Genomic DNA, 24,607 nt, shown 5'->3' on the forward strand with positions numbered 1-24,607 from the left:
GTCAGAAATCGTAGCGCGCGCCGAGCAGCGCCTGCGCCGACCATTGCGTGTCCAGCCCCGGCTGATCGAAGCCGTAGACGCCGATCGACGCCAGCGTGCCCAGCCGCCCGAAGCGGTGCGAATAGGTGCCGTTCGCGCCCCAGCCCCATACGTCGCCGCCGCTGCCGGGGTTCAGCCCCGACACGCCGCTGGCATACCAGTTGCCGAAGAGGCTGGCGTCGATCGCCGAGGCGCGCGACAGATCGCGCGACCAGAAGGCCTGCGCATAGGCGCTCTGGTCCTCTACCCCCGTCACCGTCACGCCCGGCCGCGCGCGCACGCCGTACAGGCGGCGGTTGGCATAGCCCGCGCCGATGCCGTAGCGCGTCCGCCCGCGCCCGACGCTCAGCACCGCGTCGACACCGCGCGCACGGTAGCTGGCGGTGGAGATCGACTGGAAGACGTCGTTCAGGCACCCGCCCGCGCCGCCTCCGGTGCTCGCATCCTGCCCCGGCCGCGCGCCGAAGACGCAGCCGGCGAACTGCTGCCCGAACGGATCGGGGCGCGTATCGAACGCGGTCGGCAGATCGCCGAGCCCGTCGCGCAGCTGTCGCCCGAACGTCTCGACGCCGTCATACACGACGACGCCCAGCGCCGCCTCGCGCGACATCGCCCAGTGGAGCGAGCCGAAATAGGTCTGCCCGCCATAGCGCCACCCGGCGCTCGCCTGCAGCTCCAGCCGCGGGGACGGGCGCCAGATCACACCCGCATCGTAGATCAGCCCGTCGGTCCGATAGGCGATCCGCGCCGGGCTCGCCGGATCGGTGACGAACCGCCCGTTCCCGTCGCGCACCGGCACGCCGGTGGCATCGGTCAGCGGATCGCGCTGCTTCACCGCGATCGTCTCATACCCTGCGCCGGCCCGCACCGCGACGGTGCGCGACAGCGGCATGGTGACGTCGCCGCGCGCATATCTGCCGTCGTACGTCTGGTCGAGCTGGCCGGCGTCCTCGCGCTCCCACGCCCCGCTGAGCGTCACCCCGAACGGCGCGACGCGCCCCACCGGCACGCCGATGCTGGCGGTCGCCAGATGGCTGCGCGACGTGTCGAAATAGTCGAGCGGGGGCTGCCCCGGCACGGCCGAGGGCACGTCCGGCACCTCCACCTTGGTATAGCCGAAGCGATAGGCGCCGCCGATGTCCAGCATCCCGGCGCGCGTCGCGACCGTCGGCCCGGCGAACAGCGAATAGACCTGCGCCACGTTGGCGACATTGCCGACCAGATTGCCCGGCGCCGCGCCGCGGATGTCGCTGCGCGTCCGCGTCGCCATCGCGCCTGCATCCAGCGTCAGCGCCGGCGTCACCTGCACCGAGGCGAGCGCAAGGCCGCTATGGACGTCCTGATCCGCCACCGGCTGCTGCCAGTCGATACGACGTTCGTAGCGATAGCTGACCTGCGCCTGGGCGCGGCGCGTGCTGACGCCCGCATCCACCCCGACCGCGGCCTGGGTATAGGTCAGCACGTCGCCGCCGTTCGTCAGGTCCGCCGCGACCGCCTGGCTCAGCTCGATATAGGGCTGGACGTAGCGCTGCGGTTCCGCGGCCGCGGGGATCGCGGCCAGGGCCAGCATCGATGCCGCCAGAAGCCGCGCGCGCCTCATTCGCCCTGCCCGTAATAGCTGCCGAAACGTCCCCGCCCGGGTTCGTAGGCGACCGCGTTCAGCACCAGATGGATTTCGTCGCACCCGTCGAGCAGCTGCACCGCGGCATGGACGTCCGCCTCGGTCGTACGGTCCGCGCGCACCACCAGCATGACCTGCCCCACCAGCAGTGCCAGCACGCTGGCGGGCGAGGCGGCGAGCGCGGGCGGCGTGTCGAAGACGATGATCCGCGCCGGATTGGCCTCCAGCAGCCGGTCGAGCACGCGCGCGGTCCGGGCCGATGCCAGCAATTCGGTATCCGAATGGCTGCGTTTGCCCGCCGGCAGCAGCGACAGCTGCGGCACGTCGGTGCGGATGATGCACATCTCGGGGTCGATACCGGGATCGGCCAGCACGTCGAGCAGCCCGGGCGAATCCTCGGGCGTGTGCGCCAGCCCCAGCGACGCCATGACGTCGGGCTTGGCGAAGTCCGCGTCGACCAGCACGATCTCCACGTCGCGCTCCGCCGCCAGGCTGATCGCGAGGTTGATCGCGCAGAAGGTCTTGCCCTCGCCCGGCTTGCCCGATCCGACCAGGATCGTGCGCGCGCGCCGCTGCGTATCCGCGGGCCTGTCGGCGCCGGGCAGGCCGTCCGCGATGTCGCGCGCGGTCAGCAGCAGCTGCCGCTTCACCAGCCGGAATTCCTCCGCCAGCGCCCCCACCGGCGCGCCGGGGACCAGCATCCCCTTCTCCGCCAGCATCGTGCGGTCGATGGCCGCGACGCCCGCGTCCGGCCCCTCCCACGGCTCCATGCCGTCGTCATCGGTGTCGGACAGGAACTCGGCCGGGATGGCGGACAGCGTATCGTCCCAGCCGCCATCGCGCTTCTGCGCAGGCAGGAGCCCAGGGTTGTCGTCCACCACGACCGTTGCTGCGGTTGGCGCCGTCTTCTCCCACGGCAGCACCGCAGGCGCGACCACCTCGCGCGCGCGCAGGTGCGCGCCGAAGTCGTACACCCGCGCCGCGCGCTCGATCAGCGATTCCTGCACCGTCATGCCGCCAGCCCCCGCTGAAGCATCTCCACCCCCAGCAGCGCGACATAGGCGACCACCAGCCCGCCGACCCCGCCCGCAAACCACTTCAGCCGCCGGGCGCGGAGCTCTTCCTGATGCCGCGTCACCATCTCGCCGATCGATCCGATCACGCTGATCCCGGCGACCTTCTCCAGCCGCTGCGCGGTGGCGAAGGTCGACTGCACCTGTCCCATCGCGAACGCCGCCCCCACGCCCGCCATCAGACCCGCGACCAGCACCCCGGTCAGCAGCAGCGGGCGATTGGGCGCGGTCGGCGTGCGCGGCAGCGTCGGCGGATCGATCACGCTGAACTTCACCGCATCGGTCTGCGTCTGCGCGCTGCTGCGCAGCTTCACCTGTTCGCGCTGTGCCAGCAGCTGGTCGTACTGCCCCTTCAGGACATCGTAGTTGCGGTCGATCTCGCCCTGTTCGGCGGCGACCGCGGGATCCTCGGTCAGCTTGGAATTGAGCAGGTCCAGGTCGCCTTGCAGCTGCCGCTTGCGCATCTGGAGCGCGGCGACGTTCGCCTGCTTGTCCGCCGCCATCGCCTGCAACGACAGATAGGTCGGGTTGGGCACCGCATCCGCGCCGGCGGCCCCGACCGGCTCGCCCCGCGCCGCCGCCTGCGCCGCCGCCAGCTGCTGCTTCAGCGCCACCACGTCGGGGTGGCTTTCGGTGAAGCCGCGCCCGCGCGCATCCGCCAGCTGGCCCTGGATCGCCGCCAGCCGCGCGCGCGCAGGGCCGACGCCCGGCGCGATCCCGCCGCCGCCCGCGACCGTCCGCGGCGTCCCCGCCATCTGCCCCGCGACCGCCGCCAGCCCGGACTGCGCCGCGGCGAGGTCGCCGTCGACCTGGCTCATCTGCGCCCTCGCCGCGCCGATCCGGTCGCTGACCGTGCCGGTGCCGGGCAACGCGCCCAGGTAACGGTTCTGGAAATCGGCGCGCTTGCCCTCGGCATCCTGCAACTTGCGCCCCAGATCCTCCAGCTGCCCGTCCAGGAAGGTGAGCGTCTGGCTGTTCTGCGTGCGGTCGTCGGACAGGTTGGTCTCGACGAAGATGTCGATCAGCTTCTGCGTGATCGCCGCGGCCAGCTTCGGCGTCGCGGCGGTCGTCGTGATCTCGAACAGATTGTCCTGCTGCGCGACGATCTTGATCGCCTGCTGCAACCCCGCGATCCGGTCCGCCACGTCGCGGTCGCTCGCGATCGTCTGCGCCAGGTCGGTGCCGCGCACCACCTTCTCCAGATTGACCGCACTGGTCAGCGTCTGGCGCACCGTGTCGACATCGCGCGCATTGTCGTTGACCGCATTGGGATCGGTCGCGGTCGGCAGCACCGTGCGCATCTGGACGAAGACGCGGGCGCGCGAATCATATTTGCTCGGCACCTGGCTGACGACCAGCCAGCCGAGCAGGCACACCCCCCACGCCACCGCCAGCCCCAGCCAGCGGCGCGTCCAGATCGTGTGCAGCGCGATCCGCGCTTCTTCCCATAGCCCGTTCACGGCCTAGAACATGCTTTCGGGGATGATGATGACGTCGCCCGGCTCCAGCCGGACGTTGGCGGACGGATCGCCGTCCTTCAGCAGCCTGTTCAGCCGCAGCCCGTATTCGCGCTGCTTGCCCGTCGCACGGTCGTAGCGGATCAGCCGCGCCTTGTTGCCCGCGGCATATTCGCCCAGGCCACCCACCGCGATCATCGCATCCAGCAGCGTCATGTTGGCGCGGTACGGCAGGCTCGCCGGCTTCTGCGTCGCCCCCACGATGCGGACCTGCTGGCTGTAGGTGCCGCTGAACCCGTCGACGATGACGGAGACGATCGGGTCCTTGATATATTCGCCCAGCGCCAGCTTCATGTCGGCGGCCAGCATCGCTGGCGTCTTGCCCACCGCGGGCATGTCCGCGACCAGCGGTGTCGTGATGCGGCCGTCGGGGCGCACCTGCACCTTCGCCGACAGCTCCGGATTGCGCCAGACGAAGATCTGGAGCTGATCGAGCGGGCCGATGACATATTCCTCGCCCGGCGTCTCGCGCGTCGCGACGAAGGTCGCCGGCGGCAACTCGGGCCGCCCGCCGGAGGAGGCGCAGGCACTCAGCGTGGTCGACGCCATCAGCGCCACGATCAACGCCTTGGAAACCCTCGCGATCCGCATTCCCACCTCCGCACGTTCACGCTCGGCTATGCGGCGAAGAGGTGAAGATTGCGTTTAGGGTTCGGCCTCGTGCTCCTGCGCGCGCGCCCCGCCGTCATCCCCGCGAAGGCGGGGATCCCGACGCGCAGGTGGCGCGATGGAAGAGGAACGTCGGCGTATCTTGATTCCCGCCTGCGCGGGAATGACGGGCGCGGATCAGCCCAGCACCACCTCCGCCGGCACCGGATGCCCCAGGAACGCCGCCGGACTCGCGCTCAAACCATAGGCCCCGGCGATGAACACCGCGATCACCTCGCCCTCCGCCACCGGGGGCAGCGCCACGCGGTCCGCCAGCCGGTCCAGCGGCGTGCACAGGCACCCGACGACCGACGCTTCGCCCCCATCCCCGTCGCCGCCCGCCTCCCCCATCCGCCCCGCCACCGCGACCGGATAGTTCCGCCGCACGACGGTCCCGAAATTGCCGCTCGCCGCCAGCTGATGGTGCAGCCCGCCATCGACCACGACGAAGGTTTCGCCACGGCTTTCCTTGCGATCGACGACGCGGGTCAGATAGACCCCCGCCTCGCCCACCAGCCACCGCCCCAGCTCGATCGCATAGGCCGTCCCCGCCGCGGTCAGCGCGCTCGCCGCCAGCGCCTCACCCAGTGCCGCGCCGATTCGCTCGACGTCCAGCGCGCGGTCGCCCGCGAAATGCGGGATGCCGAACCCGCCGCCCAGGTTGACCTTGGGCGGCAGGTGCCCGCTGTCCTCCGCGAGCCGTGCCGCGAGCGCCAGCGTCGCTCCCTGCGTCTCCACCAGCGCCCCGGCATCCAGCGCCTGCGACCCGGCGAAGATATGGAACCCGCGCCAGTCCGCGCCTGCGCCGACGATGGTGCGCACCAGTTCGGGCACCCGCTCCGCATCGACCCCGAACGGCGAGGCGCGGCCGCCCATCTTCATCCCCGAACCCCGCAGTTCCAGATCGGGGTTCACCCGCACCGCCAGCCGGGGCACGACGCCCAGCCGCTCTCCCATCGCCAGCGCGCGCCGTACCTCGCCCGCGGATTCGGCATTCAGCGTCGCCCCCGCGGCGATCGCCGCCTCCAGTTCCGCGTCGCGCTTGCCCGGCCCAGCGAAGCTGATCGCCCCCGCCGGCTTCACCGCCAGCGCCTTCGCCAGCTCTCCGGCGGACGCGACGTCCAGACCATCGACCAGCGACGCCATGCCCGCGATCACCGCCGGGTGCGGGTTCGCCTTCACCGCATAATGCAGCGCCACCGCCGCCGGCATCGCGTCACGGAACCGCGCGATCCGCGCCCGCACGACCCCCATGTCATAGACGAACAGCGGCGATCCGTGCGCGGCCACCAGCGCGTCCGCGCGCTCGCCGCCGATCGTCAGCATCCCCGACTGGACGGCAAACTCCGGCGGGATCGGTCCGATCGGCTTCATGCCTGCTGCTCCTTCACCGATGCCGCCACGCGCGCGCGGTCCAGCTTGCCGTTGGCGTTGCGCGGCAGTTCCGCCCGCCACTCGATCCGCACCGGCTGCATATAGGCCGGCAGCTCGCGCTTCAGCCGCTCGCGCAGCGCCGGCTCGTCGGCGGCATCCCCGCGCGCCACCAGCACGATCGCCTGCCCCAGCCGCGCATCGGGCACCCCCAGCGCCACCGCCTCGCGCGCTTCCGCGCCGGCGGTGGCGGCTTCCTCCACCTCCTGCGGGCTGATGCGGTGGCCGGCGCTCTTTATCATCTCGTCGTCGCGCCCGACGAACCGCAACAATCCCGCGTCATCGGCGACCACCGTATCGCCCGACCACACCGCCGTCCCGCCATGGCGGGAGAAGGGCGGTGCCGTGCGGAACCGCAGCGCGGTCCGCGCCGCATCCCGCCAATAGCCCTGCGCCACAAGCGGCCCCGCATGGACCAGTTCCCCCGGCTCTCCGGCCGCGGCCTGCGTGCCGTTGGGGCGTACCACCAGCACCTCGGCGAAGGGGATCGCGCGCCCGATCGACTCGGGGTGCGCATCGACCAGCTCGGGCGGCAGATAGGTCGAGCGGAACGCCTCGGTCAGCCCGTACATCGCGAACAGCCGCGCCTGCGGGAAGCGCGTGCGCAGCGCCCGCACCATCGCCGGCGTCAGCGCCCCGCCCGAATTGGTCAGCCGCCGCAGCCGCGCCGCGGCCTTCGCCGGCCATTCCGCCTCCAGCAGCTGCGTCCACAGCGGCGGTACCCCCGCCAACGTCGTCGCGTCGACGCGTTCCACCGCCTTGATGACGTCGCGCGGCGTCAGATAATCGAGCGGCGCGACGCCCGCCCCCGCATACCAGGTCGAGAAAAGCTGGTTCTGCCCATAGTCGAACCCCAGCGGCAGGACGCCCAGCACGCGGTCGTCGGGCGCGATCGCCAGATAATGCGCCACGCTGACCGCCCCCAGCCACAGGTTCGCGTGGCTCAGCATCACCCCCTTGGGCCGCCCGGTGGAGCCGGAGGTGTAGAGGATCGCCGCCAAAGCAGCCGGATCGGCGTGCGACCGCGGCAACGAATCGCCCGCCCCCGCTTCCACAGCGACCTCGCACCCCGCCGGGACGTCGCCGTCCTCCAGCGTCGCGGCCCGCGCGCCCTGCGTCAGCAGCAGCGACGCCCCGCTATCGGCGAGGATGTGCGCCACCTGCGCCCGCTTCAGCACCGGGTTGACCGGCACATGGACCAGCCCGGCGCGCGCCGCCGCCAGCGGCATCAGGCTGGCGACCCGAGTCTTCGGCAGCCAGGTCGCCACCCGCGCCCCCGCCGCGAACCGTTTCGTCGCCAGCCATCCCGCCAGCCGGGCCACATCCTGCTCCACCCGGGCGAATGTCGCGACGCCCTCACGCAGGATCAGCGCGGGCGCACCGGGATCGCCGCGCAGGACGTGATCGATCGGGAAAGGCTGCGGGTCGAGCATGATATCCGCCATAGCGCCAAGCCGTTGCGCATTTCATCCCCCCAGCCTAGGCCGTTCGCACCTGCGAGATAGAACATTGGGAGGAAGCGTGATTCCTGAGCGGATGGGCGAGGTGGAGGACACGGTACGCGCGGTGCTGCGCGACGTGCTGGGGCTGTCCGACGATCGCGTCGCGGCCTTTCGCGCCGATACCGAACTGTTCGGCGCGCTGCCCGAGCTCGATTCGATGGCGGTCGCGGGGGTCCTGACCGAGCTGGAGGACCGCCTGGGCATCGTCATCGAGGACGACGAGGTGGACGGCGAGATGCTGGAGACGTTCGGCGCGCTCTGCCGCTTCGCCGCCGAACGCGCGCTGGTCTGACCACGCGCGTCCTTCGCCTCCCCGACGGCGAGGCGATGCTGCGGCTCGGCTCCGATACTGGTCCCTCCGTGCTCGCGGTACCGGCCTTGTTCGAGGAGGCGAACCGCACCCGCACGCTGCTGGTGATGACGCTGCGGCTGCTGGCCGACCGCGGCATCGCCGGCGCGCTGCCCGACCTGCCGGGGCAGAACGACAGCCTGCTGCCGACGATCGATGCGCGGCTGTCCGCGTGGCGCGGCGCCCTGGCGGCTGCCGCGCGCTGCCTTCCCGGCCCCGTCCACGTCGTCGCGATCCGTGGCGGCGCGCTCCTCGATGCGGCGGTGGACGCCGCCTCCCGCTGGTATCTCGCCCCCCTGAGCGGTGAAGCGCAGGTCCGCGAACTCGACCGCCTGCGCCGCACGGGCGGGGGGCAGGACTATGCCGGCAACGATCTCCATCCCGACCTGCTGACCGCGCTCGTCGCCGCCGAACCTATTACCGCCGGCCCGCTGCGCGTGGTCCGGATGGAGGGCGATCCCCGCCCGGCCGACCGCATCCTCGCCGCCGCGCCGCCATGGCGCGCCAGCGAGCCGCGCGCCGACCCCGCGCTCGCCGCGATGCTGGCCGACGATATCGCCGGCTGGATCGAATGACCCGCCGCGTCGTCCGTTTCCTCTGCGAGGGCGCCACGCTGCTGGGTACGCTGGACGAGGGCAGCGGCGCGACCGGCGTGCTCATCGTCTCCGGCGGCAACGAGATCCGCGCCGGCGCGCACCGCGGCATGGCGATGCTCGCGGCGCGGCTGGCGGCATCCGGCACGCCCGTGTTTCGCTACGACCGCCGCGGCATCGGCGATTCGGAAGGGGCGAACGGCGGCTATGCCGGCGCCGCGCCCGATCTTGCCGCCGCCGCGGCGACCTTCCGCGCGGAGGCGGGCGTCACGCGGATCATCGGCTTCGGCAATTGCGACGCCGCGACGCTGCTCGCGCTCGAAGGACCCGCGCTCGGCATCGACCCGCTGGTGCTCGCCAACCCCTGGACCGGCGACGAGCCCGACGCCTTCCCCCCCGCCGCCGCGATCCGCGCGACCTATGCCGCGCGGCTGCGCGATCCCGCGCAATGGCGGCGACTGCTGCGCGGCGGGGTCGACCTAGGCAAGCTGGCGGGCGGGCTGGCGAAGCTGCTGCGTTCCCGAACCGCCCCCCCGCCCCTCGCGGAGCGCCTCGTCCGGGCAATCGAGCAGAGCCGCGCCACCGTCATCGCGGCCGATGGCGACGCCACCGCGCTCGCCTTCGCCGACGCCGCGCGTCGCCTCGACGCGCGGATCGAGCTGGTGAGGATCGCCACCGACTCGCACGGTTTCGCGCGTGCGGGCGATCTGGATGCGGTGGAGAAGGTCATTCGCACGCACCTAAGCGGCGAAAACGGGAGCGCGGTGCCGGGACGATCGTAACCGGATCGCCCGTTTTCCCGACGTCCGCCTTACTCCGCCGCCTCGCGCACCTCGGCGAACTCCGCCGCCGCCAGGAACCGCTCCGCGTCCAGCGCCGCCATGCACCCCGTCCCCGCCGCGGTCACCGCCTGGCGATAGACCTTGTCCATCACGTCGCCGCACGCGAATACGCCCGGCACGCTGGTGCGCGACGACCCCGGCTGCACCGCGACATAGCCGTCCCCGTCCAGCTCCAGATGCCCGCGCAGCAGCTCGGTCGCGGGATGATGCCCGATCGCGACGAAGCCACCGTCGACCTCCAGCCGCGAATGTTCGCCGGTGACCGTGTCCTCCAGCTCGAGCGCGACCAGCCCGACATTCCCGCCGCCGTCGACGAACTCGCGCACTTCCTTGTTCCACAGCACCGTGATGTGCGGATGCGCGAACAGCCGCTCCTGCAGGATCCGCTCGGCGCGCAGCGAATCGCGGCGGTGGATCAGCGTCACGTCGCTGGAATGGTTGGTCAGGTACAGCGCTTCCTCGACCGCGGTATTGCCGCCGCCGATCACCGCCACCTTCTTGCCGCGATAGAAGAAGCCGTCGCAGGTCGCGCAGGCGCTGACGCCCTTGCCCTTCATCGCGTCCTCGCTGTCCAGCCCCAGCCACTTGGCCTGCGCGCCGGTCGCGATCACCAGAACCTCGCCCTCGTACACGTCGCCGCCGTCGCCGGTCAGCCGGAACGGCCGCCGCGTCAGGTCGACGCCGACGATCGTGTCCCACATCAGCCGCGTACCGACATGCTCGGCCTGCTTCTGCATCTGCTCCATCAGCCAGGGACCCTGGATCACATCGGCGAAGCCGGGATAATTCTCCACGTCGGTGGTGGTGGTCAGCTGGCCGCCGGGCTGGATGCCCTGGACGACGATCGGGTTCATGCCCGCGCGCGCGCCATAGATGGCGGCGGAAAGGCCGGCCGGGCCGGAGCCCAGGATCAACATGCGAGTCGAATGCGTGGTCATGCGCGCGGATGTAGGATGCGCGCCGGCCGATGGGAACCGTACGTTGCGCGTGGTCCCAAGTCCTGCTTTGGTCATCCCATGACCGACTTTGCCGCCCTGCTTCAGCCCGACCGGGGCCAGCCCGCCCGCGACATCCACGTCGTCCACCCCGACGCCTACGCGGCATGGCTCGCCGTCCAGCCGGCGCGCGTCCGCGCGGCGGTCGCCGCGAACAAGGTGACCGGCAAGCCCGGCAACCGTGCGATCCTGCCCGGCGAAGGCGCGGACGACTGGGCCATGCTGCTGGTCTGCGACGAGCCGCTCGCATCGCCGTGGCGGATCGCCTCGCTGGGCGACGGCCTGCCGGAGGGCAGCTATCGCCTCGCCGATGGCGCACCGCTCGGGGCCGCCGGGCTGGGCTGGTGCCTCGCCCAGCATCGCTTCACGCGCTACCGCAAGCCCGACGTCACGGGACCGCGCGTGCTGCTGACCGGCGACGTCGCGGGGATCGAGGAGGCGACGCGCCTCGCCGCCACGACCGCGCACCTGCGCGATCTGGTCGATACCGGCGCCTCCGACCTGGGCCCGGCGGAGCTGGAGGCGGAGGCCGATGCGCTGGCGCGGCTGCACGGCGCGACCGTCACCGTGACGCGCGGCGATGCGCTCGCGACCGGCTATCCGATGATCCACGCCGTCGGGCAGGCCGCATCCAAGGACCGCGCGCCCCGGCTGATCGAGCTGGAATGGGGCGACGTGGCGCATCCGCGCGTCGCGATCGTCGGCAAGGGCGTCTGCTTCGATTCGGGCGGGCTCGACATCAAGCCGTCCGCGGGGATGCGCCTGATGAAGAAGGACATGGGCGGTGCCGCGCACGCGCTGGCGCTCGCGGCGCTGGTGATGCAGGCGCGGCTCAAGCTGCGGCTCCACCTGCTGATCCCCGCGGTCGAGAATGCGATCGCCGGCAATGCCTTCCGCCCCGGCGACGTGCTGGCGACGCGCAAGGGACTGACGGTCGAGAACACAAATACCGACGCGGAAGGCCGCCTGATCCTGGGCGACGCGCTGACGAAGGCGGCAGAGGGGACGCCCGATCTGATCCTCGACTTCGCCACCCTGACCGGCGCGGCGCGCGTCGCGCTCGGCCCCGATCTGCCCGCGACCTTCGTCCAGGACGAGGCGCTTGCCGCCGACCTGCTCGCCGCCGCCGATGCGGCGCGCGATCCGCTGTGGCGGATGCCGCTGTGGGATGGCTATGACGACATGCTGAAGTCGGACGTGGCCGACATGGTCAACGCACCCGACGGCGGCTTCGCGGGCGCGATCACCGCCGCGCTGTTCCTCCGCCGCTTCGTCCCCGCCGGCACGCCCTGGGCGCATCTCGACACCTTCGCATGGCGCCCGACGGCGCGGCCGGGACGCCCCAAGGGCGGCGACGCCTACGGCCTGCGCGCGGCCTATGCGCTGCTGAAGCAGCGCTTCAGTTGACCCCTGCCCCGCCGTCATCCCCGCGGAGGCGGGGATCCAGACGCGCAGGTCGTCGCAGGGGTCGCAACGGCAGCGTCCATGGATTCCCGCCTTCGCGGGAATGACGGGGTCGGGATCGGAAAGCGCTTAATTCCCCGCCGCTGCCGCGACGATCGGCACGAACTTCGCCGCGGTCAGGCTCGCTCCGCCGACCAGCGCGCCGTCCACGTCGCTGGCGTGGAGCAGCGCCGGCGCATTTTCCGCGGTCACCGACCCGCCGTACAGCAGCCGGATCGCGTCGCCGCCCTCGCCCACCAGATCGCGCAGCTTCGCGCGGATCGCGCCGTGCATCGCCGCGACATCCTCGATCGTCGGGGTGCGCCCCGTGCCGATCGCCCACACCGGCTCATAGGCGATCGCGCACCAGTCCGCCGCGGCACCATCGGGCAGCGATCCCTCCAGCTGCTGCGTCACGACGCGCTCCGCCTCGCCCGCGTCGCGCTGCTCCAGCGTTTCGCCGACGCACACGATCGCCTGCATCCCCGCACGGTGCAGCGCCTCCGCCTTGGCCTTCACCAGCACGTCGCTTTCCTTCTGATCGGCGCGGCGCTCCGAATGGCCGACGATCGAGAAGCGCGCGCCCGCCTCCTTCGCCATGTTCGCGGAAATGCAGCCGGTGAACGCGCCCTTGTCCGCGGCATGGACGTCCTGCGCGCCGATCGCCAGTGCCGGCACGCGTTCCGCCCCGGCCGCGATCAGCGTCGCCGGCAGCGCGATCGCGACGTCGATCGCGGGGTGCGCGGCCGCCGCGGCGGCGATGCCGTCCAGCTCGGCCAGCGCGGCGCGATCGCCGTTCATCTTCCAATTGCCCGCTACCAGTTTGCGTCGCGTCATCATCGTCTCCCTGTATGTCCCTGCGATAGCCACCACCGCCGCTTGATGCCACCGCGCACGCGCCGTAAAGCACCGGCCTTCGCATCAAAGACCGGGTTCCCCGCCTCCATGCTCAGTTCCATTCGCCGCATCATCTATTCGCGTGTCGGCGTGATCGTCACCTTCGGCATCCTGATCGTCATCGCGATCGCCTTCGCGGCGGGCGACGTGACCGGGATGGCGTCCTCCGGGGGCGGGCTGTTCGGCAAGCCGCTGGCCAGCGTCGACGGCCAGAGCATCACCGCGGAGGAGCTGCGCAAGCGGGCGCAGGACGAGCTGCGGGCCGCCCGGCAGCGGCAGCCCGACATCGACATGGCGCAGTTCGTGGCGCAGGGCGGGGTGGAGTCGCTCGTGACCCGCGCGCTCAGCGGGCTCTCGCTCGACACCTTCGGGCAGGATCAGGGGATGCGCGTCAGCCGCGCGCTGGTGGGCAGCGAGCTGCGCAACATCCCGGCCTTCGCCGGCCCGACCGGACAGTTCGACCAGCGCGCCTATGAGCAGTTGCTCGCGCAGCAGGGACTCACCGATGCGCAGGTGCAGGCCGATATCGCGCGCGAGACGATGGCGCAGTTCCTGATGGTCCCCACCGTCGGTGCGGGCCAGGTACCGCAGCAGGTCGCCCTGCCCTACGCCTCGCTGCTGCTGGAGCGCCGCGCGGGGCAGGTCGCGCTGATCCCCTATGCCGCGATGGCGGGCGGTGCGGCGCCGAGCGATGCGGAAATCCGGCAATTCTACCAGAAGAACGTGGCGCGCTACACGATCCCGGAGCGGCGCGTGATGCGCTACGCGATCGTCGGCCCGCAGCAGGTCGCCGCGAGCGTCGCGCCGAGCGATGCGGAGATCGCGCAGGCCTATAACGCCGCCAGGGCCACCTATGCCGCGCGCGAGCAGCGCGACGTCGCGGTCGTCACCGTCCTCGACCAGAAGGCGGCGCAGGCGCTGGCCGACAAGGTCAAGGCCGGAACCCCGATCGCCGCCGCCGCCAGGGCCGCGGGGCTGAAGGCGCGCACCATCGCCAGGGCGGAGCGCGCCGCGCTCGCCGCGCAGGCCTCGCCCGCGGTCGCCGATGCGCTGTTCGCCGCGCCCAAGGGGGGCGTGGTCGGGCCCGTGCGCGGCGCGATCGGCTTCGTCGTCGGCAAGGTCGACGGCGTGACGCAGGTGCCCGGCAAGACGCTGGCGCAGGCGCGGGACGAGATCGCCGCTACGCTGCGCACGCAGAAGGCGAACGACGCGATCGGCCGCATCCGCGACAAGGTCGACGATTCGCTCGCCGACAACGCGAACATCAACGAGGTCGTCGCCGATCAGAAGCTGACCGCGCAGACTACCGCGCCGTTGCTCGCGACCGGCGTGGATCCCTCCAGGCCCGCGGCGCAGCCCGACCCGGCGCTCGCACCGATCGTCCAGGCCGGTTTCGCGGCCGAGGAGGGCGACACCCCCACCACCGTCCCGCTCGGCAACGACGGCAGCTTCGCGATCGTCGGGCTCGACCGCATCGTCCGCGCCGCGCCCATTCCGCTGGCGCAGGTGCGCGACAAGGTCGTCGCCGACTGGCGCACCGATCGCGCGCGCACCGCCGTCCGCGCCGCGGCCCGCACGATCGTCGCGAAGGTCAATGCCGGCACGCCGCTGGCCGCCGCGCTGGCGCAGTCCGGCGTGAAGGGTCCGCCGGTGCAGACCGTCGACGCCACCCGTTCGCAGATCGATCCGCAGCGTCCCAATCCGGTGCTGGCGCTGCTGTTCGCGATGAGGCCGGGCACCGCGCGCATGCTCGAATCGCCCGAGGCGCAGGGCATGCTGATCGCCCGGCTGGAGCGGGTGACCCCCGGCGATGCCGCGAAGCAACCCGCCGCGGTCGCCGCCACGCGCGCCGATCTGGGTCGCGTCGTCGGTCGCGAATATGCCGAGCAGTTCGCCCGCGCCATCACCGCCTTCCAGGGCGCCAGGCGCAACCAGGGCGCGATCGATCAGCTGAAGAAGGACCTGGTCGGTGGCGGAGCGCAATAACGCCGACGCGATCACCGCGCTCGACGCCGGTCGGCCGGCGCTCGTCTGGCGCCGGCGCATCGCCGATACGGAAACGCCGGTCGCCGCCGCCCTCAAGCTCATCGAACCGGGCCGCGGCGATTTCCTGCTGGAATCGGTGGAGGGCGGCGCGGTCCGCGGGCGGCACAGCCTGATCGGCCTCGCCCCCGATCTGGTGCTCCGCGCCAACGGCAACCGGGCCGAGATCAACACCCGCTGGCTCGACGATCGCGACGCCTTCGTCCCCGCCACGTCCCCGACGCTCGACGCGCTGCGCGATCTGGTCGCGTCGTGCCGGATGGACGTCGCCCCCGAGTTGCCGCGCGCGCTGGCGTGCCTCGTCGGCTATTTCGGGTACGAGACGATCGGGCTGGTCGAGAAGCTGCCGCAACCCGCGACCGACGCGCTCGGGCTGCCGGACATGATGTTCGTCCGGCCCACCGTCATCCTCGTCTTCGACCGGCTGGCCGACGCGCTGTTCCTCGTCGCGCCGGTGTGGCCCGACGCGGCCCGCTCGGCCGCGGCGATCGTCGCCGCGGCAGAGGAACGGCTCGACACCGTCGAGGCGCGTCTGACCTCCGCTGCGCTGCCGCCGCGCGCGCGGATGGATGCAACCACCGACCTGGCGCTCGCTCCCGTCCTGCCGGCGGGCCGCTACGGCGAAATGGTCGCGGCGGCAAAGGAATATATCGCGGCGGGCGACATCTTTCAGGTCGTGCTGGCGCAGCGCTTCACCGCACCCTTCCCGCTCCCGGCGTTCGAGCTGTACCGCGCGCTGCGGCGGATCAACCCGTCGCCGTTCCTCTACCATCTCGACCTCCCCGGCTTCGCGCTGACCGGCTCCAGCCCGGAAATCCTGGTCCGCGCGCGCGACGGCGAGGTGACGATCCGACCGATCGCCGGCACCCGCCCGCGCGGACGCAATGCGGTGGAGGATGCGGCCAACCGCGATTCGCTGCTCGCCGATCCGAAGGAGCGCGCCGAGCACCTGATGCTGCTCGACCTCGGCCGCAACGACGTCGGCCGCGTCGCCGCAGCCGGCACGGTGCAGGTCACCGACAGCTACACGATCGAATTCTACAGCCACGTCATGCACATCGTGTCGAACGTCGTGGGCCGGCTCGACCCGAGGCACGACGCGATCGACGCGCTGTTCGCGGGCTTCCCCGCCGGCACCGTCAGCGGCGCGCCGAAGGTCCGCGCGTGCCAGATCATCGCCGAGTTGGAGCCGGAAAAGCGCGGCGCCTACGCCGGCTGCGTCGGCTATTTCTCGCCCGACGGGTCGATGGATTCCTGCATCGTCCTGCGCACCGCGGTGGTGAAGGACGGTCGAATCCACGTCCAGGCCGGCGCCGGCATCGTCGCCGACAGCGATCCGGCATCGGAACAGCGCGAGTGCGAGGCGAAGTCCGGCGCGCTCCAGGCCGCCGCGCGCGAGGCGATCGTGCAGGCCAGCGCCGCGGGTTTCGGTCAGTAACGGACCGTCGTTGCGAGCGTCGCGAAGCAATCCAGGGCGTCCTGATCCGGCGCCGGATCGCTTCGCTACGCTCGCGATGACTCAATCACCGCATCGACGCGATCACCGCATCCGCCGCCCGAGCAGCACCATCAGCAATCCGGCGACCGCCAGCGCGGCGCCGTAATCCGCCCATACCCGCTGGTCGAGCATGAAGCTCGATTGGGGCCAGTGGACATACCCCAGCCCCTGCCCGATCCACAGCAACCCGGTGAGCGTCAGCATGACGCCCACCGCGATCAGGATCGGGCGGAGCCGCCGCACGCCTCAGCGCTGCGCGACGGGGACGTAGGGGCGCTGCGTCGGGCCGGTGTACAGCTGACGCGGACGGCCGATCTTCTGGTCGGGATCGGTAATCATCTCGTTCCACTGCGCCACCCAGCCGACCGTGCGCGCCAGCGCGAACAGCACGGTGAACATGCTGGTCGGGAAGCCGATTGCCGACAGGATCACGCCGGAATAGAAATCGACGTTCGGGAACAGCTTCTTCTCGACGAAATATTCGTCATTCAGCGCGATCTCTTCCAGTCGCAGCGCCGTCTCGAACAGCGGATCCTGCACGTTCAGCGCCTCGAACACCTCGCGCACCGTCTTCTGCATCACGGTCGCGCGCGGATCGTAGTTCTTGTAGACGCGGTGTCCGAAGCCCATCAGGCGGAACGGGTCGTTCTTGTCCTTGGCGCGCGCGATATATTCCGGGATCTTGTCCGGCGTGCCGATCTCGCGCAGCATGTTGAGCGCCGCCTCGTTCGCGCCGCCATGCGCCGGTCCCCACAGGCACGCGATGCCGGCCGCGATGCACGCGAACGGATTGGCGCCCGACGAACCCGCCAGACGCACGGTCGAGGTCGACGCATTCTGCTCGTGATCGGCGTGCAGGATGAAGATGCGATCCATCGCCCGCTCGACCGCCGGATTCACCTCGTACGGCTCGGCGGGAACCCCGAACGTCATGCGCAGGAAATTGCCGGTGTAGCTGAGCGAATTGTCCGGATACAGGAACGGCTGCCCGACACTGTACTTGTACGCCATCGCCGCGATCGTCGGCATCTTCGCGATCAGCCGGTGCGACGCGATCATGCGCTGCTGCGGGTCGTGGATGTCGGTCGAATCGTGATAGAAGGCCGACAGCGCGCCGACGACGCCGCACATGATCGCCATCGGGTGCGCGTCGCGGCGGAAGCCGCGGAAGAACTGCGCCAGCTGCTCGTGCACCATCGTATGGCGGCTGATCGTCCAGCTGAACTTGTCGAGCTCGTCCTTCGTCGGCAGCTCGCCGTTCAGCAGCAGGTAGCATACCTCCATGAAGCTGGACTGCTCGGCCAGCTCGCCGATCGGATAGCCGCGGTGCAGGAGAACGCCCTCGTCGCCGTCGATATAGGTCAGCGTCGACTGGCACGACGCGGTCGAGGTGAAGCCGGGGTCGTAGGTGAACGCACCCGTCTGCGCATACAGCTTGCGGATGTCGACCACGTCGGGCCCGACCGAACCGGACAGCACCGGATAGTCGTGCTCCTTGCCCGAAAGCGAGAACTTGGCGGCTTCGGTCATGTCGTCTCCTGTCATTCCCCGCGGGGCATATGGTCGGCGATCCGTGCCAGGCTTTCCTCGCGCCCTAGAAGGACGAGTACGTCGAAGATGCCGGGCGACGTCTTGCGTCCGGTGAGGGCGACGCGGAGCGGCTGGGCGACCTGACCGAGCTTGACGCCCGCATCCTCCGCCACCTGCCGCACCGCAGCTTCGGTGCTCTCCGTATCCCAGTTGTGCACCGCGTCAAGCGCGCTGTGCAGCCGTACGAGCAAGGCGGGCGCCGCACCCGCCAGCAGCGGTGCCGCCGCCTCGTCGATCGCGAGCGGGCGCGATGCGAAGAGGAAGGCGGCGCCATCGGCCAGTTCGTTCAGATTGGCGGCGCGCGGCTTCAGCGCGGGCATCGCCGCGCGCAGGATCGAACGCCGGGTATCGTCGGAGGCGAACTCCAGGCGCGCCGCCACCAGATCCGCCAGCCGCGCATCGTCGCTGGCGCGGATATAGTGGCCGTTCAGGTTCTCCAGCTTCTTGATGTCGAACCGGCTCGGCGACTTGCCGACCGAATCGAGCTCGAACCAGCGGATCGCCTCCTCGCGCGCGATGATCTCGTCGTCGCCATGCCCCCAGCCCAGCCGCAGCAGGTAATTGCCCAGCGCCTCGGGCAGGATGCCCATCTCGTCGCGATACGCCTCGATCCCGACCGCGCCGTGCCGCTTCGACAGCTTGGCGCCGTCCGGCCCGTGGATCAGCGGGATGTGCGCATAGACCGGCTCGGGCCAGCCGTTCGCGCGATAGATCGGCAATTGCCGGAATGCGTTGTTCAGATGGTCGTCGCCGCGGATGACGTGGGTCACCCCCATGTCATGGTCGTCGACCACCACCGCGAGCATATAGGTGGGCGTGCCGTCGGAACGCAGCAGGACCAGGTCGTCCAGCTCCGCATTCTGCACCGTCACCTCGCCCTGGACGCGGTCGTGGATCGTCGTCGCGCCCTCGCTAGGCGCGCGCAGCCGCACGACATAGGGCTTGTCCGCCGGCCAGTCGGTCCGCTCCCTCCACGGCGAGCGGATGCGCAACGGCTTCTTCGCCGCCTGCGCTTCCTCGCGCATCGCGGCCAGCTCCTCGTTCGTCAGGTAGCAGCGATAGGCGTGCCCGCCCTCCACCATCGCGCGCGCCACCTCGGCATGCCGCTCCGCGCGCGCGAACTGGTAGACCTCCTCGCCGTCCCAATCGAGGCCCAGCCAGCGCATCCCCTCCAGGATCGCGTCGATCGCAGGCTGGGTCGAGCGCGCGCGATCGGTATCCTCGATCCGCAGCAGGAACGTGCCGCCGTGATGGCGCGCGAACAGCAGGTTGAACAGCGCGGTGCGCGCGCCGCCGATGTGCAGGAAGCCGGTGGGCGACGGCGCGAAGCGCGTCACGACGCGGCCGGTCTTGGGGGCCGTTGCGGTCGAAGGATTATCGGTTGCGCTCACGCGCGCATGCTCCCAGTCTGGAAAAACGCCATGGCCAGTATCGCCGCGCCCGCCCCTAGCAAAGCCGCGCGCGTGCGACAAACGGTGCGCGTCGCGCGCGATCGCTGCGAGCGCTGGCTGGAGGCGGAACGCGACCAGCTGGTGCTGTGGCTGCCCGTGATGCTCGGCGCGGGGGCGGCGGCGTGGTTCGTCCTTCCGCAGACGCGTGACTGGATCGTGGCGCTGCTGTGCGCGGCAGCGGTCGCGGCGGGGGCGATGGCGGCCGGACGCGGCGGTCGCGCCGCGGTGGCCGTGGCGACGGCGGCGGCGATGGTCGCGCTGGGCCTGACGCTCGCCTGGACCCGCGCCGAGCGTGTCGCCGCGCCCGTTCTCGCTCGGCCGGTGGTGGCGACGCTGTCGGGCCGTGTCGTTCGCATCGAGCCGTTGCCCGCCCGCGAGCTGACGCGCGTCACGCTCGACCGGCTGCGCTGGCAGGAGGCGCCCGATCCCGCCCCGGTCCGTATCCGCGTGAACCTGCCGAGCGATGTCACTCCCGCCGGGCTGACCGCGGGGGCGACGCTCGGCCTTCGCGCCCGCCTGATGCCGCCGCCCGCGCCCGCCGTGCCCGGCGCCTATGACTTCGCCCGCGTCGCGTGGTTCGACGGCATCGGCGCGACCGGGCGCGGCTTCGCCCCGATCGCGATCGTGTCGCCGGGCGCAAGCGACTCCGGCGTGCGGCAGCGGTTGACCACGCACATCCAGTCGCGCTTGCCCGGCAGCGCGGGCGGGATCGCCGCCGCGCTCGCCACCGGCGACACCGGCGCCATTGCCGAGGACGATGCGGAGGCGATGCGCCGCGCCGGCCTCGCGCACCTGCTGTCGGTCAGCGGGCTGCACATCACCGCCGCGGTCGGGATCGTCATGTGGCTCGCGATGCGGTTGCTGGCATTGTGGCCGCGGCTTGCGCTCACGGGACGCATTCCCCTGCTCGCCGCCGCGCTCGGGGCGCTCGCCGCGATCGGCTACACCTGGATCACGGGCGCACAGGTACCGACGATCCGCAGCTGCGTCGCGGCGCTGATGGTTCTGACCGCGCTGGCGCTGGGGCGCGAGGCGGTGACGCTGCGGCTGGTGGCGGTGGGCGCGCTGGTCGTGCTGCTGGTCTGGCCGGAGGCGATCGTCAGCCCCAGCTTCCAGCTGTCGTTCGCCGCGGTCACCGCGATCATCGCCCTCCACGAGCATCCGCGGGTCCGCGCGACGCTCCTCCCACGTGACGAGGGGTGGGCGCGAAAGCTCGCGCGGCACCTCGCCGCGCTGCTGCTGACGGGGGTCGTCGTCGAGGTCGCGCTGATGCCGATCGCGGCCTATCATTTTCACAAGGCGGGACTGTTCGGCGCGCTGGCCAATATCGTCGCGATCCCGCTGACGACGTTCGTCGTGATGCCCGCCGAAGCGATCGCGCTCCTGCTCGACGCCGTCGGGCTCGGCTGGCCGGCGTGGCGCGTGACCGAGGCCGCGACGAACCTGCTGCTGTGGATCGCGCGGACGGTCGCGGCCTTGCCCGGCGCGGTGACCGCGCTGCCGCAGATGCCGCCGGCGGCGTTCGGCCTGATGGTCGCGGGCGGTCTGTGGATTGCGCTGTGGCGCACGCGGTGGCGCCGCGCGGGGATCGTCCCGCTGGCCGCGGGGGCTGCCTGGGCCTTGCTGATCCCCGCCCCCGACCTGATCGTCAGCGGCGACGGGCGTCATCTGGCGTGGCGCGACGCCGCCGGGGGCCTCTCGATCCTGCGCGATCGCACCGGCGACTATATGCGCGACACGCTGGCGCAGGGTGCGGGCCTGGACGGCGAGCCGGCGCTGCTGTCCGACACGCCGGGCGCGCGCTGCAACCGCGACCTCTGCTCGATGGAGCGCGTCGCCGGCGACCGGCGCTGGCGGGTTCTGGCGACCCGCAGCGGCTATCTGATCCCGACGATGCTGCTGATCCCCCGATGTGCCGCCGCGGACGTGGTGGTCAGCGACCGGCGCCTGCCCCGCCGTTGTCGGGCGCGCTGGCTGACGCTCGATCGCACCGCACTGACGCGCACCGGAGGGATCGCGATCACCTTCGCCACCGCACGCGCGACGACCGTCAACACGGCCGGCGACGAACATCCGTGGCGACGCACGGAGATCGACTATCGCCCGTCGTCACCACGGCAAACGCCCGGCATCACGGCATCCCGCGCCGCTTCATCGCGGCATCCCGCTGGTGTGGCGCGTCCCCCCTCGCCCCCTCAATCGTAGCGACGCAGCAGACCCGCCAGCTTGCCCTGGACCCGCACCTGCGCGGGCGCGTAGCGTTGCGGATCGTAGGAGCGGTTCGCCGGGTCGAGCCGCACCATCGCGCCCTCCCGACGGAAATATTTGAGCGTGGCCTCGCTCTCCTCGATCAGTGCGACCACGATCTCCCCGTCGTGCGCCACGTCCTGCCGCCGGATCAGCGCATAGTCGCCGTCGAAGATTCCCGCCTCGACCATCGAATCGCCCGATACCTCCAGCGCGAAATGCTCGCCGCTGCCCAGCAGCGCCGCCGGTACCGGCAGGGTGGTCGACCCCTCGAACGCCTCGATCGGGACACCCGCGGCGATGCGGCCGTGGAGCGGGATTTCGATCACGTCGTTCGCGGGCTCGGGAACCGCGCGCCGGGGCGACGCCGCGACCGGCGCGCGCTTCGCATCGGCGCGCTCGGGCGACTTCAGCACCTCCAGCGCACGCGCGCGGTTCGGCAGGCGGCGCAGATACCCCCGCTCCTCCAGCGCGCTGATGAGGCGGTGGACACCGGACTTGCTCTTCAGCTCGAGCGCGTCCTTCATCTCCTCGAACGACGGCGAGACGCCGCTTTCGTTCAAGCGGTCCTGAATGAAGCAGATCAGCTCGTGCTGCTTTCGCGTCAGCATGTGCCTGTTCCCCTGAAGGTGCGAACGGATTGCGAACCTTTAAGGAACGATTGTGGTTGCGTCAAGCAAGCATCAGCACTTCCGCCGAGTCGCCAGCGCGCGCCGGCGCGGCTCCGGCGGGGCGCACGATCAGGCACGACGCGCGCGACAGCGTGCGCAGCATCGAACTGTCTTGAATCGCAGAGGCATAGGCGCGCCCGTCGCGCAGGACCGCGCGCAGATAGTCGGTACGCTCGTTGTTGGCGGGCAGATCCTCCCCCAGCACCGCGCGCGTCGTCACCGGATACGGATCGCGCGCGCCCGCCAGATGCGCCACCAGCGGCCGCACGAAGAGCAGCGCGGTGACGAACGCCGACACCGGATTGCCCGGCAGCCCGACCACCGCCATCCCGTCCGCGCGGCGACCCGCGAGCATCGGCTTGCCCGGGCGCAGCGCGATCCGCCAGAAGTCGAGCGTCACCCCCGCCCCCTCCAGCGCCGGCCGCACCAGATCATGGTCGCCCACCGACGCCCCGCCCGTCGTCACCAGCACGTCCGCCGCGACATCGGCGAAGGCGCGCGTCAGCACGTCCAGCCGGTCGGGCAATATTCCCAGATCGACGATCTCGACCGGCAGGGCCGCGAGCAGCGCGCGCAGCAGCAGCCGGTTCGACTCGGGCAGCGCATCCCCCGCCTCCCCGCCCGGCTCGACCAGCTCGTCCCCGGTCGCCGCCAGCGCGACGCGCACGCGGCGCGCGACCGTCACCCGCCCCGCCCCGCCGGTCGCCGCCACGGCCAGCCGCGCCGCGGTCAGCCGCTCGCCGGCCTCGACCAGCACGTCGCCCTGCGTGAAATCCAGCCCGCGCCGCCGCACGTTGCGCCCCGCATGCGCCGGCCCCTCCCCGTCCAGCGCCAGCAGGTCGCCGTCCCGACGCGCCTCCTCCTGCACCAGCACCGTATCCGCCCCGGCGGGCATCGCCGCGCCGGTGAAGATCCGCACCGCCTCACCCGCCGACACCGTGCCCGCGAACGCCGCGCCCGCGGCGCTTTCCCCGATCACTCGCAGCGATCCGCCGAGGTCCGCGAACCGCAGCGCATAGCCGTCCATCGCCGACAGATCGCACGACGGCTGCGTCCGCCGTGCCACGACCGGCACCAGCGACCAGCGCCCGATCGCCTCGATCAGCGACACCGTCTCCGCCGCCACGGGCGTCCCGAGCGCGAGGACGCGGGCCTGGGCCTCGGCAACGGGTAGAAGGGACATGGCGGGTCGATCGATCGTGGACGGGGTCCCGCCTTGCGGCGCGGCGCGTGGCGGATCAAGAGGCATGGATGGATCGCACGGGGAACACCATCATGGGATCGAAGGACAGCGCCTATACCCGCGCCCGGGTGCTCCGGCTCATCTACGCGCTGTGCCTCGCGGGCGCGACGTACAATCATGCGGCCGCGATCTACCGGCATGGCTGGCTGTGGGATTACGGCGGCTATCCGCGCGTCAGCACCACCTTCTGGACCGCGCTGGGCGTGCTCGATCCGCTGGCGATCGTCCTGCTGTTCGTCCGGCCGCGCTGGGGCGTGGCGATGACGGTCGCGATCATCGTCGCGGACGTGGCGCACAATCTGGTCATCGCGCACCTCTATTTCCCGCCGCTGCTGCGCGCGCTCGCGACGGTGCCCAGCCCCGCGATGCAGGTCGCCTTCATGATCTTCGTGCTGTTCACCTGCCGGATGGCGGCGCTGGTCCGCCCGCGCCGGGCGACCTAGTTCTCCGCGCGCCAGTCGCCCGAGCGCCCGCCGCGCTTTTCCAGCAGGCGCACCGCGGTGATCGTCATCGCCTTGTCGATCGCCTTGGCCATGTCGTAGATCGTGAGCAGCGCCACCGTCACCGCGGTCAGCGCCTCCATCTCGACCCCGGTCTTGCCGTCGGTCGCCGCCAGCGCCGTGACGGTGACGCCGTCCTCCTCGATCGTCAGGTCGAGCGACACGCGCGTCAGCGGCAGCGGATGACACAGCGGGATCAGGTCGCTGGTCCGCTTGGCCCCCATGATCCCGGCGATCCGCGCGATCGCGATCACGTCGCCCTTCTTCACCGCGCCGTCGCGGATCGCCGCCACCGCCGCGGCCGACATCAGGATACGCCCGGTCGCCACGCCCTCGCGCCGCGTCACCGCCTTGTCGCCGACGTCGACCATATGCGCCGCGCCTGCGGCATCCAGGTGGGTCAGCCCGGCCACG

The 24,607-nt window shown here is 71.5% G+C and carries 22 protein-coding genes; 8 read left to right on the forward strand and 14 right to left on the reverse strand.

Going from position 1 to position 24,607, the window contains the following annotated elements:
• Position 1: 1 nt before the first annotated feature.
• The 6 genes from PGN23_RS12895 to PGN23_RS12920 form a co-directional block, all read right to left on the reverse strand.
• Entirely contained in the window at positions 2–1,639 is a 1,638-nt protein-coding gene (locus PGN23_RS12895; protein ID WP_335303319.1) for a hypothetical protein, read from the reverse strand.
• Positions 1,636–2,673 carry an AAA family ATPase gene (locus PGN23_RS12900; RefSeq protein WP_335303320.1) on the reverse strand — a complete coding sequence of 346 codons (1,038 nt, stop codon included), beginning with the start codon at positions 2,671–2,673 and terminating at the stop codon, positions 1,636–1,638. The genes PGN23_RS12895 and PGN23_RS12900 overlap by 4 nt, the downstream gene beginning before the upstream one ends.
• Complete coding sequence (locus PGN23_RS12905; protein ID WP_335303321.1) at positions 2,670–4,193, reverse strand: XrtA system polysaccharide chain length determinant; 1,524 nt, start codon at positions 4,191–4,193, stop codon at positions 2,670–2,672. Before PGN23_RS12905 ends, PGN23_RS12900 begins: the two co-directional genes overlap by 4 nt.
• A gap of 3 nt (positions 4,194–4,196) precedes the next feature.
• A complete protein-coding gene (locus tag PGN23_RS12910) occupies positions 4,197–4,841 on the reverse strand; it encodes an XrtA/PEP-CTERM system exopolysaccharide export protein (RefSeq protein WP_335303322.1) in 645 nt (214 codons plus the stop codon).
• A gap of 195 nt (positions 4,842–5,036) precedes the next feature.
• A complete protein-coding gene (locus PGN23_RS12915) occupies positions 5,037–6,272 on the reverse strand; it encodes a pyridoxal-dependent decarboxylase, exosortase A system-associated (RefSeq protein ID WP_335303323.1) in 1,236 nt (411 codons plus the stop codon).
• Positions 6,269–7,762 (reverse strand): acyl-CoA ligase (AMP-forming), exosortase A system-associated, encoded by a 1,494-nt coding sequence (locus PGN23_RS12920; RefSeq protein WP_335303324.1) that lies wholly within the window; start codon positions 7,760–7,762, stop codon positions 6,269–6,271. The genes PGN23_RS12915 and PGN23_RS12920 overlap by 4 nt, the downstream gene beginning before the upstream one ends.
• A gap of 103 nt (positions 7,763–7,865) precedes the next feature.
• Between PGN23_RS12920 and PGN23_RS12925 the strand changes: the two genes are divergently transcribed.
• Genes PGN23_RS12925 through PGN23_RS12935 form a run of 3 tightly spaced genes read left to right on the forward strand, consistent with a single transcriptional unit; the run spans position 7,866 to position 9,555 of the window.
• Positions 7,866–8,123, forward strand: a complete 258-nt coding sequence (locus PGN23_RS12925; RefSeq protein ID WP_335304598.1) for an acyl carrier protein — start codon at positions 7,866–7,868, stop codon at positions 8,121–8,123.
• A 35-nt stretch (positions 8,124–8,158) separates the two neighbouring features.
• On the forward strand, positions 8,159–8,755 hold the full coding sequence (locus tag PGN23_RS12930; protein ID WP_335303326.1) for a hypothetical protein: 597 nt from the start codon (positions 8,159–8,161) through the stop codon (positions 8,753–8,755).
• Complete coding sequence (locus PGN23_RS12935) at positions 8,752–9,555, forward strand: hydrolase 1, exosortase A system-associated (protein ID WP_335303327.1); 804 nt, start codon at positions 8,752–8,754, stop codon at positions 9,553–9,555. The genes PGN23_RS12930 and PGN23_RS12935 overlap by 4 nt, the downstream gene beginning before the upstream one ends.
• A gap of 29 nt (positions 9,556–9,584) precedes the next feature.
• On the opposite strand, the gene trxB is transcribed toward PGN23_RS12935, so the two are convergent.
• Positions 9,585–10,553, reverse strand: a complete 969-nt coding sequence (trxB, locus tag PGN23_RS12940; protein WP_335303328.1) for a thioredoxin-disulfide reductase — start codon at positions 10,551–10,553, stop codon at positions 9,585–9,587.
• 78 nt (positions 10,554–10,631) lie between these two features.
• Here trxB and PGN23_RS12945 point away from each other — a divergent pair, with 78 nt between their 5' ends.
• A complete protein-coding gene (locus tag PGN23_RS12945) occupies positions 10,632–12,017 on the forward strand; it encodes a leucyl aminopeptidase family protein (protein WP_335303329.1) in 1,386 nt (461 codons plus the stop codon).
• A gap of 126 nt (positions 12,018–12,143) precedes the next feature.
• Here the strand turns inward: PGN23_RS12945 and tpiA are convergent, their stop codons facing one another.
• Positions 12,144–12,890, reverse strand: coding sequence for a triose-phosphate isomerase (gene tpiA / locus PGN23_RS12950; protein ID WP_335304599.1), 747 nt, complete (start codon positions 12,888–12,890; stop codon positions 12,144–12,146).
• A 108-nt stretch (positions 12,891–12,998) separates the two neighbouring features.
• Here tpiA and PGN23_RS12955 point away from each other — a divergent pair, with 108 nt between their 5' ends.
• The gene (locus tag PGN23_RS12955; RefSeq protein WP_335303330.1) at positions 12,999–14,936 is read left to right on the forward strand and encodes a peptidylprolyl isomerase; all 1,938 of its coding nucleotides are present in this window, start codon (positions 12,999–13,001) and stop codon (positions 14,934–14,936) included.
• The gene (trpE, locus tag PGN23_RS12960) at positions 14,920–16,431 is read left to right on the forward strand and encodes an anthranilate synthase component I (RefSeq protein ID WP_335303331.1); all 1,512 of its coding nucleotides are present in this window, start codon (positions 14,920–14,922) and stop codon (positions 16,429–16,431) included. The genes PGN23_RS12955 and trpE overlap by 17 nt, the downstream gene beginning before the upstream one ends.
• A gap of 102 nt (positions 16,432–16,533) precedes the next feature.
• On the opposite strand, the gene PGN23_RS12965 is transcribed toward trpE, so the two are convergent.
• From PGN23_RS12965 to gltX, 3 genes are read right to left on the reverse strand one after another with little or no spacing between them, the layout of a single operon-like run.
• On the reverse strand, positions 16,534–16,734 hold the full coding sequence (locus PGN23_RS12965) for a hypothetical protein (RefSeq protein ID WP_335303332.1): 201 nt from the start codon (positions 16,732–16,734) through the stop codon (positions 16,534–16,536).
• A gap of 3 nt (positions 16,735–16,737) precedes the next feature.
• A complete protein-coding gene (gene gltA, locus PGN23_RS12970) occupies positions 16,738–18,021 on the reverse strand; it encodes a citrate synthase (RefSeq protein ID WP_335303334.1) in 1,284 nt (427 codons plus the stop codon).
• Positions 18,022–18,032: 11 nt separating this feature from the next.
• Complete coding sequence (gltX, locus tag PGN23_RS12975; RefSeq protein ID WP_335303335.1) at positions 18,033–19,472, reverse strand: glutamate--tRNA ligase; 1,440 nt, start codon at positions 19,470–19,472, stop codon at positions 18,033–18,035.
• A gap of 30 nt (positions 19,473–19,502) precedes the next feature.
• Here gltX and PGN23_RS12980 point away from each other — a divergent pair, with 30 nt between their 5' ends.
• Entirely contained in the window at positions 19,503–21,737 is a 2,235-nt protein-coding gene (locus PGN23_RS12980; protein ID WP_335303336.1) for a ComEC/Rec2 family competence protein, read from the forward strand.
• On the opposite strand, the gene lexA is transcribed toward PGN23_RS12980, so the two are convergent.
• Positions 21,728–22,390, reverse strand: a complete 663-nt coding sequence (lexA, locus tag PGN23_RS12985; protein ID WP_335303337.1) for a transcriptional repressor LexA — start codon at positions 22,388–22,390, stop codon at positions 21,728–21,730. The two genes, PGN23_RS12980 and lexA, sit on opposite strands and share 10 nt — an antisense overlap.
• Before the next feature lie 61 nt (positions 22,391–22,451).
• Positions 22,452–23,633: a molybdopterin molybdotransferase MoeA gene (locus PGN23_RS12990; protein WP_335303339.1), complete on the reverse strand. Its 1,182-nt coding sequence runs from the start codon at positions 23,631–23,633 to the stop codon at positions 22,452–22,454.
• Positions 23,634–23,701: 68 nt separating this feature from the next.
• Between PGN23_RS12990 and PGN23_RS12995 the strand changes: the two genes are divergently transcribed.
• Positions 23,702–24,136: a hypothetical protein gene (locus PGN23_RS12995; protein ID WP_335303340.1), complete on the forward strand. Its 435-nt coding sequence runs from the start codon at positions 23,702–23,704 to the stop codon at positions 24,134–24,136.
• Here the strand turns inward: PGN23_RS12995 and moaC are convergent.
• Positions 24,133–24,606: a cyclic pyranopterin monophosphate synthase MoaC gene (moaC, locus tag PGN23_RS13000; protein ID WP_335303341.1), complete on the reverse strand. Its 474-nt coding sequence runs from the start codon at positions 24,604–24,606 to the stop codon at positions 24,133–24,135. The two genes, PGN23_RS12995 and moaC, sit on opposite strands and share 4 nt — an antisense overlap.
• Position 24,607 lies beyond the last annotated feature (1 nt).

It is taken from the genome of Sphingomonas adhaesiva, from assembly GCF_036946125.1.
Classification (GTDB): Bacteria; Pseudomonadota; Alphaproteobacteria; order Sphingomonadales; family Sphingomonadaceae; genus Sphingomonas; species Sphingomonas adhaesiva_A.